We start from the raw sequence: 17,200 nt of genomic DNA, 5'->3' as shown, positions 1-17,200 counted from the left end.
CCGGGGCGGAGCCCCAGGAAACGGCGGAAGGGCGGGGCGGGGAGAGTTCCGCGAAGCGGCTCCCCCGCACCCGCCCCACGGCGGTGCTGACCGTCAGGCCAGGCGTGCCCGGACCGTAGCCACCACGTCGGCGACGGCCACCGGCGTCTGCTCGCCGGACTGCATGTCCTTCAGCTGGACCACGCCCTCTTCGAGATCACGGTCCCCCGCGACCACCGCGAACCGCGCTCCGCTCCGGTTCGCGTCCTTCATCGCGCCCTTGAGGCCCTTGCCCCCGTAGGAGATGTCAGCGGCCACACCGGCCCGCCGCAGCTCGGTCACCAGACCGAACAGCACCGGCTTCGCCGCGCCGAGCGCCACCGCGAAGACGGAGGTCGCGGACGGGATGTCCAGTGCGACGCCCTCCGCTTCGAGCGCCAGCACCGTGCGGTCGACACCCAGTGCCCAGCCCACCGAAGGCAGCGCCGGCCCGCCGATCATCTCGGAGAGGCCGTCGTAGCGGCCGCCGCCGCCCACCGCGGACTGGGAACCCAGACCGTCGTGCACGAATTCGAAGGTGGTGCGGGTGTAGTAGTCCAGGCCGCGCACGAGCTTCTCGTCGTCCTCGAAGGGGACTCCGGCCGCCGTCACCAGCGCCCGCACCTCCTCGTGGTAGGTCTTGCAGGCGTCGCAGAGGTAGTCGCGCAGCATCGGGGCGCCGACGAGCTGCTTCTGCACGTCGGCCCGCTTGTCGTCGAGCACGCGCAGCGGGTTGATCTCGGCCCGGCGCACGGTCTCCGCGTCCAGGTCGAGCCCGCGCAGGAAGGCCTGGAGCGCCTCCCGGTACACCGGGCGGCACTCCTTGTCGCCGAGGGAGTTCAGCAGGATGCGGAAGTTGCGCAGGCCCAGCGAGCGGTACGCCTGGTCGGCCAGGATGATCAGCTCGGCGTCCAGCGCCGGGTCCTCGGCTCCGATGGCCTCGGCGCCGACCTGGGAGAAGTGGCGGTATCGGCCCGCCTGCGCCCGCTCGTAGCGGTAGTAGGAGCCGGAGTACCAGAGCTTGACGGGCAGGCCGCCGAGCTTGTGCAGGTTGCCCTGCAGGGCGGCGCGGAGCACGGAGGCGGTGCCCTCGGGGCGCAGGGCGAGCTGGTCGCCGCCCTTCGTGGTGAGGGTGTACATCTCCTTGCTGACGATGTCGGTGGACTCGCCGACGCCGCGCGAGAACAGCTCGACGTTCTCGAAGCCGGGGGTCTCCACGTAGCCGTAGCCGGAGTTCTTCAGGGGCGCGGAGATCGCCTCGCGCACCGCCAGGAAGGTGGCGGAGCGGGGCGGCAGCAGGTCGTACGTGCCCTTGGGGGCCTGAAAAGTACTCACGAAACTCTCGTCACATTCCTCGTCGTGGAGACGTGAAGCCGTCTCCCAGGCCGGCGGCCACCTGCCGCAGGTAAGGGTTGGTGGCTCGCTCACGGCCAATGGTCGTGTGCTCGTTGTGTCCGGGCAGCACCACGGTCGAATCGTCGAGCGGCAGGCACACGCGGGCCAGCGACTCGAGCATGTCGGCGTGGCTGCCGCCGGGGAAGTCCGTACGCCCGATGGAGCCGGCGAAGAGCAGGTCGCCCGAGAACAGCAGCGGCGGGATGTCCGCCGCCGCGGGCATCCCGAAGGTCACCGACCCCCTGGTATGGCCGGGGGCGTGCGACACGGTGAGCTCCATCCCGGCGAGGGCGAGCTGCGCGCCGTCGGTGAGCTCCTTGACGTCGGAGGGCTCCCCCACCGTGAGCTCGCCCATGAGCTGGGCGCCGAGGGAACGGCCGAGGGCCTTCTCCGGGTCGCTCATCATGAAGCGGTCCTCGGGGTGGATCCAGGCCGGTACGTCGTGTGCTCCGCACACCGGGACCACCGAGGCCACATGATCGATGTGGCCATGGGTGAGGACGACCGCGACGGGCTTGAGCCGATGCTTCTTCAACGTCTCCTCGACACCCTGGGTGGCCTGGTGGCCCGGGTCGATGATGACGCACTCCTCACCGGCGGCGGGGGCGACCACGTAACAGTTGGTCCCCCAGGCCCCGGCGGGGAATCCGGCAATCAGCACGTTCGTCCTCAATCGTCGTCCGGCGGGAGGCTGCAGATCGGAATGCTGCTGCTCAGAGCCTACCGGCGCCGCTCATTACACAGCGAACCCATATACGGTACGGCCTAACCCAGCCCGGACAGTGGTACCAGACACGCACAAGGAGACGACCCGGTGGTCACGAGCGATCAGCGGCGGCGCCAGCTCGCCAGGGAGAAGTACGAACGCCAGCAGAAGCGGCGTGCCGAAGCGCGGCAGAAGTCGCGCAAGCGGCTGGCCGTGATCGGTGCGGCGGTGGCCGTCGTCGTTGCGGCGCTGGTCGGCCTCGTGGCCGGCGGTGTGTTCGACAAGGACAAGAAGGACGAGGCGGCCGACCCGGCCGCGACCCCGTCGGCCTCGCCCACCCCGCAGCAGTCCCCCTCCCCGGCGATGGCGATCGACGCCAAGGCGAAGTACACCTTCGACCTGAAGACCAGCGCGGGCGACGTCAAGTTCGAGATGGACGCGGCGAAGACCCCGCAGACGGTCAACTCGTTCAAGTCGCTCGCCGACAAGAACTTCTTCGACAACACCAAGTGCCACCGCCTGACGACGGGCGGGATCTTCGTCCTGCAGTGCGGTGACCCGCAGGGCACCGGCATGGGCGGCCCCGGCTACACCATCGCCGACGAGAACCTCGACGCGCTGGGCAAGCCCAACGCGACGGGCCAGGTCATCTACCCGGCGGGCACGGTGGCGATGGCCAACACCGGCCAGCCCGGCTCGGGCGGCAGCCAGTTCTTCCTGGTCTACAAGGACAGCCCGCTCGCCCCCTCGTACACCCCCTTCGGCAAGATCGACGCGGCCGGCCTGAAGGTGCTCGAAGAGGTGGCCAAGGCCGGTGTGGCCGACGGCGGCCAGGACGGGGCCCCCAAGACCCCCGTGACCATCGAGAAGGGCACCGTCACCAAGAACTGACCGGGACCGGGCGCCCCGGCCGCCGGCTGTATCCGCGATGGCGCTCCCGTACGTCGATATTCCGTCGTGCTGGATGCGGACAGCCGGCCCGGCGGTCGCCTATGTTGGCGTTGTGCAGGGCGGGCGCGGCCCGCCCCAGGAAACTGTGGACGATGCCCAGGGGGTGAACCCCTCGCAAGGCATCAGGTGGAGGAGGCGCTGTGAGCAGCGACCCGTGGGGCCGAGTCGACGAGACCGGCACCGTGTACGTGCGTACTGCCGATGGCGAGAAGGTCGTCGGCTCGTGGCAGGCCGGCACGCCGGAGGAGGCCCTGGCCTACTTCGAGCGCAAGTACGAGGGCCTGGTGGTCGAGATCGGCCTCCTCGAACGACGGGTGCGGACCACCGATCTGGCCGCCAAGGACGCCCAGACGGCCATCGAGCACCTGCGCACGCAGGTGGACGAGCACCACGCCGTCGGCGACCTCGACGCGCTGCGCGTCCGGCTGGACAAGCTGGTGTCGACCGTGGACTCCCGCCGCGAGGAGCGCAAGGCCCAGAAGGCCAAGCAGACGGACGAGGCCCGTGCGGCCAAGGACGCGCTGGTGACCGAGGCCGAGGAGCTGGCGCAGAGCGACCAGTGGCGCAGCGCCGGCGAGCGGCTGCGGGCCCTGGTGGACATCTGGAAGGGTCTGCCCCGCCTCGACCGCAAGTCGGACGACGAGCTGTGGCACCGCTTCTCGCACGCCCGCTCCGCCTTCTCCAAGCGCCGCAAGGCCCACTTCGCCTCGCTCGACGCGCAGCGCGAGGACGCCCGCAAGGTCAAGGAGAAGCTGGTCGCGGAGGCCGAGTCGCTGTCGAAGTCGACCGACTGGGGCCCGACGGCCGCGCGCTACCGCGAGCTGATGGAGAACTGGAAGGCCGCGGGTCGCGCGCAGCGCGAGTCCGAGGACGACCTGTGGAACCGTTTCCGCGGCGCCCAGGACGTGTTCTTCGCGGCCCGCAGCGAGGTCTTCGCGGAGCGCGACGCCGAGCAGGTGGAGAACCTGAAGCTGAAGGAGGAGCTGGCCGACGAGGCCGAGAAGCTCGTCCCGATCACGGACCTGAAGGCGGCCCGTGCCGCGTTCCGCTCCCTGAACGAGCGCTGGGAGGCCATCGGCCACGTACCGCGGGACGCGCGTCCCAAGGTCGAGGGCCGGATGCACGCCGTCGAGCGGGCCGTTCAGGAGGCCGAGGAAGGCGAGTGGCGCCGTACGAACCCGGAGGCGCGGGCCCGTGCGGCCGGTCTGACGGGTCAGCTGCAGGCGGCGGTCGACAAGCTGCGCGGCCAGATCGACGCGGCGCGCGCGCAGGGCAACAACGCCAAGGCAGACAAGCTGTCCCGGGAGCTGGAGGGCCGTCAGGCCCTGCTGGACCAGGCGCTGAAGGGCCTTGAGGAGTTCGGCGGCTGAGCTGCCCCGCACGTGGAAGGGCCCCGGTACGGATCGCGTACCGGGGCCCTTCCGCGTTTCTGTCGTTCCGCGGCGCCGCCGCTACGGCCTGCGGGCCGAGGTCACGCGGTAGACGTCGTAGACGCCCTCGACGCCCCGTACGGCCTTCAGGACGTGGCCCAGGTGCTTCGGGTCGCCCATCTCGAAGGTGAACCGGGAGGTGGCCACCCGGTCGCGGGAGGTCTGCACGGCCGCCGACAGGATGTTCACGTGCTGGTCCGACAGGACCCGGGTGACGTCCGACAGCAGCCGGGACCGGTCCAGCGCCTCGACCTGGATGGCGACCAGGAAGACGGAGGACTGGGTGGGCGCCCACTCGACTTCCAGCATCCGCTCGGGCTGCTGCGAGAGGGAGTCCACGTTGACGCAGTCGGCGCGGTGGACCGATACGCCGCTGCCGCGGGTGACGAACCCGATGATCGGGTCGCCCGGCACCGGGGTGCAGCAGCGGGCCAGCTTGACCCAGACGTCCTCGACGCCCTTGACGACCACACCGGGGTCGGCGTTGCCGCGGCGGGTGCTGCGGCCGCGGGCCGGCGGGATGCTGTCCTCGATGTCCTCGTTGGCCGCGTCCTCGCCGCCGAGGGCCTGGACCAGCTTCTGGACGACGTTCTGCGCGGTGACGTGGCCCTCGCCGATCGCCGCGTAGAGCGAGGAGATGTCGGGGTAGCGCATCTCGTGCGCGAGGGTGACGAGGGAGTCCCCGGTCAGGATGCGCTGGATCGGCAGGTTCTGCTTGCGCATGGCCCGCGCGATGGCGTCCTTGCCGTGCTCGATCGCCTCGTCGCGGCGCTCCTTGGAGAACCAGGCGCGGATCTTGTTGCGGGCGCGGGGGGACTTGACGAAGCCCAGCCAGTCGCGGGACGGGCCGGCGCCCTCGGCCTTGGAGGTGAAGACCTCGACCAGGTCGCCGTTGTCGAGGGTCGATTCGAGCGGTACGAGCCGCCCGTTGACCCGCGCACCTATGGTCCGGTGGCCGACCTCGGTGTGGACGGCGTACGCGAAGTCCACGGGGGTGGCTCCGGCCGGCAGGGCGATGACGTCGCCCTTGGGCGTGAAGACGAAGACCTCGTTGCGCGAGAGGTCGAAGCGCAGCGAGTCGAGGAACTCGCTCGGGTCCTCGGTCTCCTTCTGCCAGTCCAGCAGCTGGCGCAGCCAGGCCATGTCGTTGACGGTGTCGTGGCCCGCGCTGCCCTTGGCCGCCTGCGGTACGTCGGTGCGTACCTTCGAGGTGCCGGCGACGGTCTGCTGCTTGTACTTCCAGTGCGCGGCGATGCCGTACTCGGCGCGGCGGTGCATGTCGAAGGTGCGGATCTGGAGCTCTACGGGCTTGCCGCTGGGTCCGATGACCGTCGTGTGGAGCGACTGGTACATGTTGAACTTCGGCATCGCGATGTAGTCCTTGAACCGGCCGGGGACCGGGTTCCATCGCGCGTGCACGGTGCCGAGGGCGGCGTAGCAGTCCCGGACGGTGTCGACGAGGACCCGGATGCCGACCAGGTCGTAGATCTCGGCGAAGTCGCGGCCGCGCACGATCATCTTCTGGTAGACGCTGTAGTAGTGCTTGGGGCGCCCGGTGACGGTGGCCTTGATGCGGGCGGCCCGGAGGTCGGCCTGCACCTCGTCGGTGACGACGGTGAGGTACTCGTCGCGCTTGGGTGCCCTTTCGGCCACCAGCCGGACGATCTCGTCGTACATCTTGGGGTAGAGGATCGCGAAGGCGAGGTCCTCCAGCTCCCACTTGATGGTGTTCATGCCCAGCCGGTGCGCCAGCGGGGCGTAGATCTCAAGGGTCTCGCGGGCCTTCTTCTCCTGCTTCTCCCGCTTGAGGTAGCGCATGGTGCGCATGTTGTGCAGGCGGTCGGCGAGCTTGATGACCAGGACCCGGGGGTCCTTGGCCATGGCCACGACCATCTTGCGCACGGTCTCGGCCTGGGCGGCCTCGCCGAACTTGACGCGGTCGAGCTTGGTGACGCCGTCGACGAGCAGGGTCACCGCGTCGCCGAAGTCGCGCCGCAGGTCCTCCAGCCCGTACTCGGTGTCCTCCACGGTGTCGTGGAGCAGCCCGGCCATGAGCGTGGCCGGGTCCATGCCCAGCTCGGCGAGGATCGTGGTCACCGCGAGCGGGTGGGTGATGTACGGGTCACCGCTCTTGCGCTTCTGGCCGCGGTGCCAGCGCTCGGCGACCTGGTACGCCTGCTCGATCTGGCGCAGGGTGGCCGTCTCGATCTTCGGGTCGTTGCTGCGGACTATGCGGAGCAGCGGTTCCAGGACCGGGTTGTACGGGTTGGATCGCTGGACGCCGAGACGGGCCAGCCGGGCGCGCACCCGATTGGATGACCCGGCCGACTTCGCGGACGCGGGCTTGACCGGCGGCGCGGGGGCCGGGGCCGGCGGAACCGGGGCGGCCGGCGGCGTGGCGGGGCCCGCCGCGGCCGACTCGGCCTGCGGATCGGGCTGCGCGGCGGAGATTGGCTGGACCTCGTCTGGCAAGAGCGCTCCTCAGCGGATCCGGTGCCCGTGTCCGGTCCGGATAACCCATCGTAGCGAGGGTTCCGCCACCCCGTTCCCCGAGTCCACCCCGACCGGTCCCCATCCAGCCGTCCGGCGTTTGAGGACCGGGGTCCGGGGCGGAGCCCCGGGGAACGGGCGAAGGGCGGGTAGGGGACTCCGCCCCGCACAACGGCCCGCACACGCCGAAGCGGGCGCGCTCCGGGATGTCCCGGTGCACGCCCGCTTCGGCGGAGCAGCGTCGTCAGACGACGATCAGCGCATCCAGCGGAGCCCCCGCAAGGGCCCCGGCCAGCCGCTCACGACCCGGGAGGAACGAGAGCTCCATCAGGACCGCGACCCCGGCGACCTCCGCCCCGGCCCGCCGGATCAGCTCCAGCGAGGCCGCGGCGGTACCACCGGTGGCCAGCACGTCGTCGATGACCATGACCCGGTCGTCGGCGCACAGCGCCTCCGCGTGGATCTCGATCTCCGCCGACCCGTACTCCAGGTCGTAGGACTGCAGGAGCGTCGCCCCGGGCAGCTTCCCGGCCTTGCGGACCGGCACGAAGCCGATGCCCGCCTGCACGGCCACCGGAGCCGCCAGGATGAATCCCCGCGCCTCCAGTCCGACGATCTTCGTCGCTCCGGACTGCCCGGCCAGTGCCACCAGCGCGTCCGTGAGGGCGCCGAACGCCTTCGGGTCGGCCAGCAGCGGGGTGATGTCCTTGAACATCACGCCCGGCTGCGGGTAGTCCGCCACGTCCGTGATCCGGCTGAGCAGCAGGTCCCGTACGCCGGAAGGCAGCTCCACGCTCACCGGCGCCGTCCCGAGCGGCCCTGCGCCACGACCTCGGGCGCCCCTTCGGTCCCGGCGTCGTCGGCCGATTCGCCCCTGGCCTCGGCCGAGGCCCGCTTGGCGAGCACCCGCTTCTTCAGGGCCTTCATCGCCGGCTCGCGCTCCTTCAGGTCCACGACCAGCGGGGTCGCGATGAAGATCGACGAGTAGGCGCCGGCCGCGAGGCCGACGAACAGCGACAGCGAGATGTCGTTGAGCATGCCGGCGTCGAGGATGCCGCCACCGATGAAGAGCAGCGCGCCGACCGGGAGCAGCGCCACGACGGTGGTGTTGATCGAGCGGACCAGCGTGCCGTTGATGCTGCGGTTGGCGATCTCGCTGTACGTCCAGCGGGTCTGCTTGGTGATGTCCTTCGAGCCCTCCTTGAGACCGTCGAAGACGACGACGGTGTCGTAGAGGGAGTAACCGAGGATGGTCAGCAGACCGATGACCGTACCCGGGGTGACCTCGAAGCCGACCAGCGCGTACACGCCGACGGTGATGGTGAGGTCGTGGATCAGCGCGATGAGCGCGGCGACCGCCATCCGCCATTCGAAGGCGATGGCCAGGTAGATCACCACGAGGACCATGAAGACGCCGAGGCCCGTCCAGGCCTTGTTGGCGATCTGCTCGCCCCAGCTGGGGCCGACCAGGTCCGCGTTGATCTGGGCCGCGTCGACCTTGAGGTCGGTGGCGAGCTTGGCCTTCACGTCGGCCGCGGCAGCGGTGTCCAGCTCCGAGATCTGGATGCGCAGACCGCCGGTGCCGAGCTTCTGGACGATCGCGTCGTGGCCGGAGGCCTCCTCCGCGTCCTCGCGGGCCTGGGTCTCCGAGACGGAGGTCTTCGGGGTGGTGAAGACGGCACCGCCCTTGAACTCGATGCCCATGTTGAGGCCCTGAACGGCCAGGGCCACGATCGCCGTGATGGTGATCAGGATGGAAACGCCGTACCAGACGAAGCGCTTGCCGACGAAGTCGTAGCCGACCTCACCTCGGTACAGCTTGGCGCCGAGATCTCCGAGCTTCGACATCTCTCACGCCTCCTTTGCGTCGACGGGAACGGAGACGGTCGCGGCGGCCGCGTCGGAGCCGGTACGACGCGAGCGTCGCAGCGGCGGCTTCGCGCCCAGTCGCTTCGGGTCGAGCCCGGACCACGGGTGACCGCTGGCGAAGAAGTTCGTACGGGCCAGCAGCGTCATGATCGGCTTGGTGAAGAGGAACACCACGACCACGTCGAGCAGGGTGGTCAGACCCAGGGTGAAGGCGAAGCCCTGCACCTTGCCGACCGTGACGATGAACAGCACCGCGGCGGCCAGGAACGACACGAAGTCGGAGACCAGGATCGTGCGCCGGGCACGCGGCCAGGCACGCTCGACGGCCGGACGCAGGGTGCGGCCCTCGCGGATCTCGTCCCGGATGCGTTCGAAGTACACGATGAACGAGTCGGCGGTGATACCGATCGCGACGATCGCACCGCAGACGGCCGGCAGGTTCAGGGCGAAGCCGATGCCCTTGCCGAGCAGCACCATGATCGTGTAGGTCAGGATGCCGGAGACCATGAGGCTGATGATGGCGACGAACGCCAGGCCCCGGTAGTACGCCAGCAGGTAGATCACCACGAGGGCGAGGCCGATGGCACCGGCGATGAGGCCGGCCTTCAGCTGCTCGCCGCCGAGCGCGGCGGTGACGGTGGTGACGCTGTCCTCCTGGAAGGACAGCGGCAGGGCGCCGTACGAGAGCATGTTGCCCAGGTCCTGCGCGGTCTGCTGGGTGAAGCCGCCGGAGATCTCGGCGTTGCCGCCGGTCAGCGCCTGGCTGACGGACGGGTCGGAGATGACCTCGCCGTCGAGCACGATCGCGAACTGGTTCTGCGGGGACTGCTTGGCCGCCAGCTCACCGGTGATCTTGGCGAACTTGTCGGCGCCCTTGTCGGTGAACTGCATCGTGACGATCCACATGCCGCGCTGCGGGTCGATGATGCCCTTGGCGTCCTTCACGTCCTGGCCGTTGACCTGGGCCGGGCCGAGCACCCACTTGTACCAGACGCCGTCGCGCTTGCCGCAGGCGAGCGTCGGGTCCTCGGGCTTGACGTTCTTGCTGACGGCGGTGCGCTGCGCCTCGTTGCTGCAGTCCAGCGCGGCGAACTTCGCCTGCAGGTCCGCGGCCGCGGCCTGGTCGGCGCTCGGCGCGGACGGCGACGTGGAGGGGGTGGCCTTGTCGTCTGCCTTCTTCGACCCGCTCGCCGAGGGCGAGGGGGAGGGTGCGTTCGGGGCCTTGAGGGCCTCGCTGAGCGCACGGCCCTGGGAAGTGGCGCTGGACGACGGGGTGGGCGCACTGGCGGACGGGCTGCCGGAGCCGCTCGGGGCGGCGCTCGGGGAGCCGCTCGGGTTGGCCTCGGGGGCTGCCGGGGCACCCTCCGCCGTGGCGAGCACGGGGCGGAAGTACAGCTGGGCGGTGGTACCGACCTGGTCGCGCGCCTGCTGCTCGTTCGTCCCCTTGGGGATGTTCACGATGATGTGGTCGCGGCCCTGGGTCTGGACCTCGGCCTCCGACACACCGAGACCGTTGACGCGGCGCTCGATGATGCCGACCGCCGTGTTCATGTTGGTCTCGTTGATCGCGTCCGGCTTGCCGGGCTCGCTCTTGGCCTTGAGCGTGATGCTCGTACCGCCGGCGAGGTCGATGCCGAGTCGCGGCGTCGTCTGCTTCGTGAGGAACATCCCCGCGGTGAGCGCCACCATCGCGATCAGGATGATGGCCAGGGCACGCCCCGGCCTCCCCTGAGCCCCCGTGGGCCGCCGGCCCTTCTTCGGTGCTGCCACCTTGTCGTATCTCCCTGTCCAACCGTCCCGCGCCGGGTCAGCGCGTCGACGGCCACGAAATGTGTGTGGGGACCCCTGCCCCCCGCAGAAGGGTCACTGGCGGGGGCCGTCGGGGCTGCCGATCAGGCGCCCCGCGCGGTCCCCGGTCCAGCGCTACTTCGCGCCGGTCTCGCCGTCGGCCTTGCCGTCCTTGGGCTCGTCGCCCTTGGGCTCCTCCGCCGCGGGCTCGTCGGCCTTGGGCTCGTCCTTCTTGCCCAGGTCGAGCTTGGGGGCCTCGTCCCCGGTCAGGGAGGACGCGTCGTCCGGGACGACCGGCGTGTCGATCGTCAGATCATCGGTGATGCCGTGGACGATGCGGTTGTACTCCTCGTCCTCCAGCACGGCGCCGATGGCGTTCTTCGCGTAGATCGCGTGCACGCCGGGGGCCACCTCGAGCGTGACGGTGTCCTCGCCGATCTCCTTCACCGTGGCGTACATGCCGCCGATGGTGCGGACGCCGGTGCCGGCGGTCAGCTGGTCGCGCATCTGCACGGCCTGCTGCTGCTTCTTCTTCTGGCTGCGGGTCAGCAGGAACATCGCCCCGATGATCAGCACGAACGGAAGGAGGGACATGATATTCAAGGGACGCAGGTCCTTCGCATCGACCGCACAAGCGCACGGCCTTTGTACGGGGGGTGGGTACGCCGACCGTAAGGGTCGGCATCGGCGGAGTCTAGGCGAGTCCGCACCGATGGAACAACGCCCAGCATGTCATCGCAGTTCCTGACGTGGCCAACGTCCGCGCCGTCAGGTCCCGAAGAGGCCCTGTTGTCCGCTTGATCCGTTCCCGCCGTGCTGTGGCGGAACAAGTCCCAGGTGAGCCCATGCGGCCGGGGTCGCGACCCGCCCCCGCGGGGTCCTGGCCAGAAGACCTTCCCTGACGAGGAACGGCTCGGCCACTTCTTCCACGGTCTCGCGCTCCTCGCCGACGGCGACCGCGAGCGTCGACAGGCCGACGGGGCCCCCGCCGAAGAGCTTCAGGAGCGCCTCCAGGACGGCCCGGTCCAGCCGGTCGAGCCCGCGCTCGTCGACCTCGTAGACCTTCAGGGCGGTGCCGGCGACCGCGCGGTTGATCACCCCGTCGGCCCTGACCTGGGCGTAGTCGCGGACGCGGCGCAGCAGCCGGTTGGCGATACGGGGGGTTCCGCGCGAGCGGCCGGCGATCTCGGCGGCGCCGGCGGTGTCGATCTCCACGTCGAGGAGCCGGGCGGAGCGGTGGATGACGCGCTCCAGCTCCTCGGGGGCGTAGAACTCCATGTGGCCGGTGAAGCCGAAGCGGTCGCGCAGCGGGGGCGGGAGCAGACCGGCCCGGGTGGTGGCCCCGACGAGGGTGAACGGGGGCAGTTCCAGCGGGATGGCGGTGGCTCCCGGGCCCTTGCCCACGATCACGTCGACGCGGAAGTCCTCCATGGCCATGTAGAGCATTTCCTCGGCGGGCCGGGACATGCGGTGGATCTCGTCGAGGAAGAGGACCTCGCCCTCCTGGAGGGAGGAGAGGATCGCGGCGAGGTCGCCCGCGTGCTGGATGGCGGGACCGGAGGTGATCCGGATCGGCGCGCCCATCTCGGCCGCGATGATCATGGACAGGGTGGTCTTCCCCAGGCCGGGGGCGCCCGACAGCAGTACGTGGTCGGCGGTCGCGCCGCGCTGTCGGGCCGCCTTCAGGACGAGGTCCAGCTGCTGGCGGACCTTCTCCTGCCCGACGAACTCACCGAGGTCCTTGGGCCTCAGGGCCGCCTCGACGGCCGTGTCCTCGCCGTCCGCCGCGGCCGCGACGATCCGGTCGTCGCTCTCGTCATCCCAGTTCACGGTGTCAGTCTGCCTTCTCGGTGGTGCGGTGGTCTGTGCGCGGGCCGTATCCCGGGGCTCCGCCCCGGACCCGGCGCCCCGAACGCCGGCGGGGCTGGATTTCGGCGTGCTCCGTGCGCGCGCTGCCGGACATCAGCGCACCCGTGTCACCGGGCTCGGTTCAGGGACTGGAGCGCGGCTCGCAGGAGCTGGGGAACCGGGGCCGAACCGCCGGAGGCGATCGCGGCTTCCGCCTGGGGCGTCACGGCCGAGACGGCTTCCTCCGCGTCCCGGGAGGCATAGCCGAGGCCGATCAGTGCGGCGGACAGCTGCTCGGACCACGGCGCCGGGCCGGAGGCCGCCGCGCGCTGCGCGCCCACCATCCCGCTCGACCCCAGCGGCGCGCCGAGCTTGTCCTTGAGGTCCAGCAGGAGCTTCTGCGCGCCCTTCTTCCCGATGCCGGAGACCGCCATGAGCGCCTTCTCGTCCCCCACGGAGACGGCCACGCGCAGCGCGTCCGGGCTGTGCACCGCCAGCATCGCCTGCGCGAGCTTCGGCCCGACCCCGCTCGCGGTCTGCAGGAGCTCGAAGACCTGGCGCTCGTCGTCGTCGGCGAAGCCGTACAGCGTCAGCGAGTCCTCCCGTACGACCAGGGACGTCGCCAGCCGGGCCGGTTCACCGGTCCGCAGGCCCGCGATGGTGTTCGGCGTGCAGTGGACGGCCATGCCCACTCCCCCGACCTCGATGACGGCCAGGTTGGGGGCGAGCGCGGCGACCGGGCCGCTGACGAAGGCGATCATGGGGTGCGGCCTTTCAGGGCGCTGGCATGCCGGTTGACGGCCTGCTGGAGGCGGTTCTGCGCGGGGGCGCGCCAGATGTGGCAGATGGCGAGGGCGAGGGCGTCGGCGGCGTCGGCGGGCCTGGGCGGGGCGGACAGCCGCAGCAGCCGGGTGACCATGGCTCCGACCTGCGCCTTGTCGGCACGACCGCTGCCGGTGACGGCGGCCTTGACCTCGCTCGGGGTGTGCAGCGCGACCGGTATGCCGCGGCGGGCCGCGCACAGCATGGCGACGGCGCTGGCCTGGGCGGTGCCCATCACCGTACTGACGTTGTGCTGGCTGAACACCCGCTCCACGGCGACGACTTCGGGCCGGTGCTCGTCGAGCCACTCCTCGATGCCCTGCTCGATCGCGACGAGCCGGTGGCCCAACTCGGCGTCCGCGGGCGTCCGTACGACTCCCACGCCCAGCATCGTCAGGGGTCGGCCGGCCACTCCCTCGACCACGCCGACACCGCATCGGGTCAGGCCCGGGTCAACACCGAGTACGCGCACCCCTCCCCCTTCTTCGATCTCCTGTACGTGCAGCTTCGCAGGTTATCGGGCGGCACTGACAAAGCAGCGGGCCGACGGGGTGTGTCCCCGTCGGCCCGCTGCCGACACCGTGAGCGGTGACGCCTGGATCAGGCGTCGACCTTCTCCATGACCTCGTCCGAGACGTCGAAGTTGGCGAAGACGTTCTGCACGTCGTCGCTGTCCTCCAGCGCGTCGATGAGCTTGAAGATCTTGCGCGCGCCCTCTTCGTCCAGCTCGACCTGCATGGTCGGCAGGAAGTTGGAGTCGGCCGAGTCGTAGTCGATGCCCGCCTGCTGGAGCGCGGTACGGACCGCGACCATGTCGGTGGCCTCGCTGATGATCTCGAACTGCTCGCCGAGGTCGTTGACCTCTTCCGCGCCCGCCTCGAGCACCGTCTCCAGCACGTCGTCCTCGGACAGTTCACCCTTGGGCAGCAGGACGACGCCCTTGCGGTTGAACAGGTACGAGACCGAGCCCGGGTCGGCCATCGAGCCGCCGTTGCGGGTCATGGCGACACGCACGTCGGACGCGGCACGGTTGCGGTTGTCGGTGAGGCACTCGATGAGCACCGCGACGCCGTTCGGGCCGTAGCCTTCGTACATGATCGTCTCGTAGTCGGCGCCGCCGGCCTCGAGGCCGCCGCCGCGCTTGACCGCGGAGTCGATGTTCTTGTTCGGGACCGAGCTCTTCTTCGCCTTCTGGATGGCGTCGAAAAGGGTCGGGTTGCCATCGATGTCGGCGCCGCCCATACGGGCCGCGACCTCGATGTTCTTGATCAGCTTCGCGAAGAGCTTGCCGCGCTTGGCGTCAACCACGGCCTTCTTGTGCTTCGTCGTAGCCCATTTAGAGTGGCCGGACATCTGCCTGTCTCCTTCGCGTCACCAACAATGTTCGCCTCAGATCCTACCGGGACGCCGTTACAGCCCCGCGCGCACCATGTCGACGAAGTACGCGTGGACCCGGTCGTCACCCGTGAGCTCCGGGTGGAAGGAAGTGGCGAGGACATTGCCCTGGCGTACGGCGACGGTGTGACCGTCGTACGTGGCGAGCACCTCGGCGGCTCCGCCGACGGACTCGACCCAGGGTGCGCGGATGAAGACGCCCTCGACGGGGCCGCCCTCGATGCCCGCGAAGTCGACCTGCGCCTCGAAGGACTCGTTCTGCCGGCCGAAGGCGTTGCGACGCACGATCATGTCGATGCCGCCCAGGGTCTCCTGGTCCTCACGGCCGTCCAGCAGCTTGTCGGCGAGCATGATCATGCCGGCGCAGGTGCCGTAGACCGGCATCCCGGCCCGCACGCGCTCGCGCAGCGGCTCCAGCATGCCGAACAGCACGGCGAGCTTCGACATGGTCGTGGACTCGCCGCCGGGGATCACCAGGGCGTCGACCTCGGCGAGCTCCTCGGGACGCCGGACCGGCCTGGCCACGGCGTCAGCCGAGGCCAGGGCGATCAGGTGCTCCCGTACGTCGCCCTGGAGTGCCAGGACACCAATCACGGGGGTGGTCATGGTGATGACTACCAGCCGCGGTTGGCGTAGCGCTCGGACTCGGGGAGGGTGTCGCAGTTGATGCCGACCATGGCCTCGCCCAGGTTGCGGGAGGCGTCCGCGATGATCTTCGGGTCGTCGTAGAAGGTGGTGGCCTTCACGATGGCGGCGGCGCGCTTGGCCGGGTCGCCCGACTTGAAGATGCCGGAGCCCACGAAGACGCCCTCGGCACCGAGCTGGCGCATCAGCGCGGCGTCGGCCGGGGTGGCGACGCCACCGGCGGAGAACAGCACGACCGGGAGCTTGCCGAGCTCGGCGACTTCCTTGACCAGCTCGTACGGGGCGCGCAGCTCCTTGGCGGCGGCGAACAGCTCGTTGTTGTCGTAGCCGCGCAGGCGGGCGATCTCGTTCTTGATCTGGCGCAGGTGGCGGACGGCCTCGACCACGTTGCCGGTGCCGGCCTCGCCCTTCGAGCGGATCATGGCCGCGCCCTCGGCGATGCGGCGCAGGGCCTCGCCCAGGTTGGTGGCGCCACAGACGAAGGGGGTGGTGAACGCCCACTTGTCGGAGTGGTTGACCTCGTCGGCCGGGGTCAGGACCTCGGACTCGTCGATGTAGTCGACGCCGAGGGACTGGAGCACCTGGGCCTCGACGAAGTGGCCGATGCGGGACTTCGCCATGACCGGGATGGAGACGGCCTCGATGATCTCTTCGATCATGTTCGGGTCGGACATCCGGGCGACGCCGCCGTCCTTGCGGATGTCGGCGGGAACCCGCTCCAGGGCCATGACGGCCACGGCGCCGGCGTCCTCGGCGATCTTCGCCTGCTCGGCGTTGACCACATCCATGATCACGCCGCCCTTGAGCTGCTCGGCCATGCCGCGCTTGACGCGGGAGGTGCCGATCGCCGACTCGGCGGACTGCGGGGTGGAGGGAAGCGTGCTCACGGATTGACCTCACTCGAAAGGAAGATTCAGGCGCTACTGGCGATCGCTACGGGCGATCTGGTGGTACTCGACCGAGGAAACCCTCTCGACCAGTCCACTGCAAGGGCCAATGTGCAGCCGGTGGCTCCTTGCGATTTGGCCATTGGGTACAAGTTACGGCCGCTCGGCCAGATCCACCGGAGGCTCGTCGTCCATCTCGAAGGCCAGCGGAAACGCCGCGTGGCCCGCCAGCCGGAACCAGCGGACCTTGCGGTGGCGGCGCAGGGCGCGGGCCGCGCGGACGGCGTCGTTGAGGAACCGCCGGGCCATGGGCACCCGTCGGACCGCCGCCGCGAGCTCCTCGGTGGCCTCCGCCCCGCCCGGGGCGGCCTTGAGCGCGTCGACCTGCCCGACGTCGGAGAACACCGCGCGCAACGCCTGGCTGAGCTCGCTCTCGGCGACCTCGCGGTGCTCCTCCTCCGCCTGGCGGGCGGCGTGCGCGGCCTCGTACAGGACGAGGGAGGAGGCGGGGTCCAGCACCCCGGAGGTCGCGACCTCCAGCACCACGGAGGCCCGGCGGACGAGCTGCGCGTCGAGGGCGGCGCGGGCGGCGTCCATCCGGGAGTGCAGCCGGTCGAGGCGGCCGGCGGTCCAACTGAGGTAGACCCCGACGAGGCCGAGGCCGAGGGCAATCCAGACAAGGGTTTCGATCACGGGCCGCGACTCTACCTTTCCATGCGCGGCACCTTTTTGACGGGCCGCTCGCGCGGTGCGGCCCTGGCGGGCCTACCCGGCGTCGCGCCCGTGGCTGGTCGGGGGGTGCGGCGAAACGGCCGCCTCTTGCCGGGTCCGGTGGGCGGGGGTCCGGGGGCCGGCCCCGGGAGCGGCGCCGCACCCGGCGACGGGTCCGGGGCGCAGCCCCGGGGGACGGCGGAGTGGCGGGGGGGGGAGGGGAGGGGTGGGGGGGGGAGATCGGT

16 protein-coding genes are annotated in these 17,200 nt (G+C 70.4%); 2 read left to right on the top strand and 14 right to left on the bottom strand.

Annotated features, from left to right (window positions below):
- Positions 1-93 precede the first annotated feature (93 nt).
- Entirely contained in the window at positions 94-1,353 is a 1,260-nt protein-coding gene (gene hisS / locus ABZY57_RS19550; protein WP_356513525.1) for a histidine--tRNA ligase, read from the bottom strand.
- Positions 1,354-1,363: 10 nt separating this feature from the next.
- Entirely contained in the window at positions 1,364-2,074 is a 711-nt protein-coding gene (locus tag ABZY57_RS19545; protein ID WP_356513523.1) for an MBL fold metallo-hydrolase, read from the bottom strand.
- 153 nt (positions 2,075-2,227) lie between these two features.
- On the opposite strand from ABZY57_RS19545, the gene ABZY57_RS19540 reads away from it, so the two are divergent.
- Both ABZY57_RS19540 and ABZY57_RS19535 read left to right on the top strand, forming a co-directional pair.
- Positions 2,228-3,010: a peptidylprolyl isomerase gene (locus ABZY57_RS19540; protein WP_356513521.1), complete on the top strand. Its 783-nt coding sequence runs from the start codon at positions 2,228-2,230 to the stop codon at positions 3,008-3,010.
- 200 nt (positions 3,011-3,210) lie between these two features.
- On the top strand, positions 3,211-4,440 hold the full coding sequence (locus ABZY57_RS19535; RefSeq protein WP_356513519.1) for a DUF349 domain-containing protein: 1,230 nt from the start codon (positions 3,211-3,213) through the stop codon (positions 4,438-4,440).
- An 81-nt stretch (positions 4,441-4,521) separates the two neighbouring features.
- Here ABZY57_RS19535 and ABZY57_RS19530 read toward each other — a convergent pair whose 3' ends face one another.
- The 12 genes from ABZY57_RS19530 to ABZY57_RS19475 all read right to left on the bottom strand — a co-directional run bounded on the left by ABZY57_RS19530 (position 4,522) and on the right by ABZY57_RS19475 (position 16,937).
- Complete coding sequence (locus tag ABZY57_RS19530; RefSeq protein WP_356513517.1) at positions 4,522-6,972, bottom strand: bifunctional (p)ppGpp synthetase/guanosine-3',5'-bis(diphosphate) 3'-pyrophosphohydrolase; 2,451 nt, start codon at positions 6,970-6,972, stop codon at positions 4,522-4,524.
- A gap of 262 nt (positions 6,973-7,234) precedes the next feature.
- Positions 7,235-7,777: an adenine phosphoribosyltransferase gene (locus ABZY57_RS19525; protein ID WP_356513559.1), complete on the bottom strand. Its 543-nt coding sequence runs from the start codon at positions 7,775-7,777 to the stop codon at positions 7,235-7,237.
- 8 nt (positions 7,778-7,785) lie between these two features.
- Positions 7,786-8,838, bottom strand: a complete 1,053-nt coding sequence (gene secF, locus ABZY57_RS19520; protein ID WP_356513515.1) for a protein translocase subunit SecF — start codon at positions 8,836-8,838, stop codon at positions 7,786-7,788.
- Positions 8,839-8,841: 3 nt separating this feature from the next.
- Positions 8,842-10,629 carry a protein translocase subunit SecD gene (gene secD / locus ABZY57_RS19515; RefSeq protein ID WP_356513513.1) on the bottom strand — a complete coding sequence of 596 codons (1,788 nt, stop codon included), beginning with the start codon at positions 10,627-10,629 and terminating at the stop codon, positions 8,842-8,844.
- Between the two features lie 153 nt (positions 10,630-10,782).
- Positions 10,783-11,250, bottom strand: coding sequence for a preprotein translocase subunit YajC (yajC, locus tag ABZY57_RS19510; RefSeq protein WP_356513511.1), 468 nt, complete (start codon positions 11,248-11,250; stop codon positions 10,783-10,785).
- Between the two features lie 165 nt (positions 11,251-11,415).
- On the bottom strand, positions 11,416-12,477 hold the full coding sequence (gene ruvB, locus ABZY57_RS19505) for a Holliday junction branch migration DNA helicase RuvB (RefSeq protein WP_274547951.1): 1,062 nt from the start codon (positions 12,475-12,477) through the stop codon (positions 11,416-11,418).
- A 146-nt stretch (positions 12,478-12,623) separates the two neighbouring features.
- On the bottom strand, positions 12,624-13,256 hold the full coding sequence (gene ruvA, locus ABZY57_RS19500; RefSeq protein ID WP_356513509.1) for a Holliday junction branch migration protein RuvA: 633 nt from the start codon (positions 13,254-13,256) through the stop codon (positions 12,624-12,626).
- Positions 13,253-13,789, bottom strand: coding sequence for a crossover junction endodeoxyribonuclease RuvC (ruvC, locus tag ABZY57_RS19495; protein WP_356513507.1), 537 nt, complete (start codon positions 13,787-13,789; stop codon positions 13,253-13,255). Before ruvC ends, ruvA begins: the two co-directional genes overlap by 4 nt.
- Positions 13,790-13,917: 128 nt before the next feature.
- On the bottom strand, positions 13,918-14,670 hold the full coding sequence (locus tag ABZY57_RS19490) for a YebC/PmpR family DNA-binding transcriptional regulator (RefSeq protein ID WP_243334244.1): 753 nt from the start codon (positions 14,668-14,670) through the stop codon (positions 13,918-13,920).
- Positions 14,671-14,727: 57 nt separating this feature from the next.
- Positions 14,728-15,318 (bottom strand): pyridoxal 5'-phosphate synthase glutaminase subunit PdxT, encoded by a 591-nt coding sequence (gene pdxT / locus ABZY57_RS19485; protein WP_250744713.1) that lies wholly within the window; start codon positions 15,316-15,318, stop codon positions 14,728-14,730.
- A gap of 8 nt (positions 15,319-15,326) precedes the next feature.
- Positions 15,327-16,244, bottom strand: coding sequence for a pyridoxal 5'-phosphate synthase lyase subunit PdxS (gene pdxS / locus ABZY57_RS19480; RefSeq protein ID WP_030294529.1), 918 nt, complete (start codon positions 16,242-16,244; stop codon positions 15,327-15,329).
- Positions 16,245-16,397: 153 nt separating this feature from the next.
- On the bottom strand, positions 16,398-16,937 hold the full coding sequence (locus ABZY57_RS19475; protein WP_356513504.1) for a hypothetical protein: 540 nt from the start codon (positions 16,935-16,937) through the stop codon (positions 16,398-16,400).
- Positions 16,938-17,200 lie beyond the last annotated feature (263 nt).

The sequence above is a fragment of the Streptomyces sp. NPDC006450 genome, from assembly GCF_040612195.1.
Lineage (GTDB): Bacteria > Actinomycetota > Actinomycetes > Streptomycetales > Streptomycetaceae > Streptomyces.
Note: the sequence above shows the minus strand (reverse complement) of the source record. Positions and strands in the feature narration are given on the sequence as shown.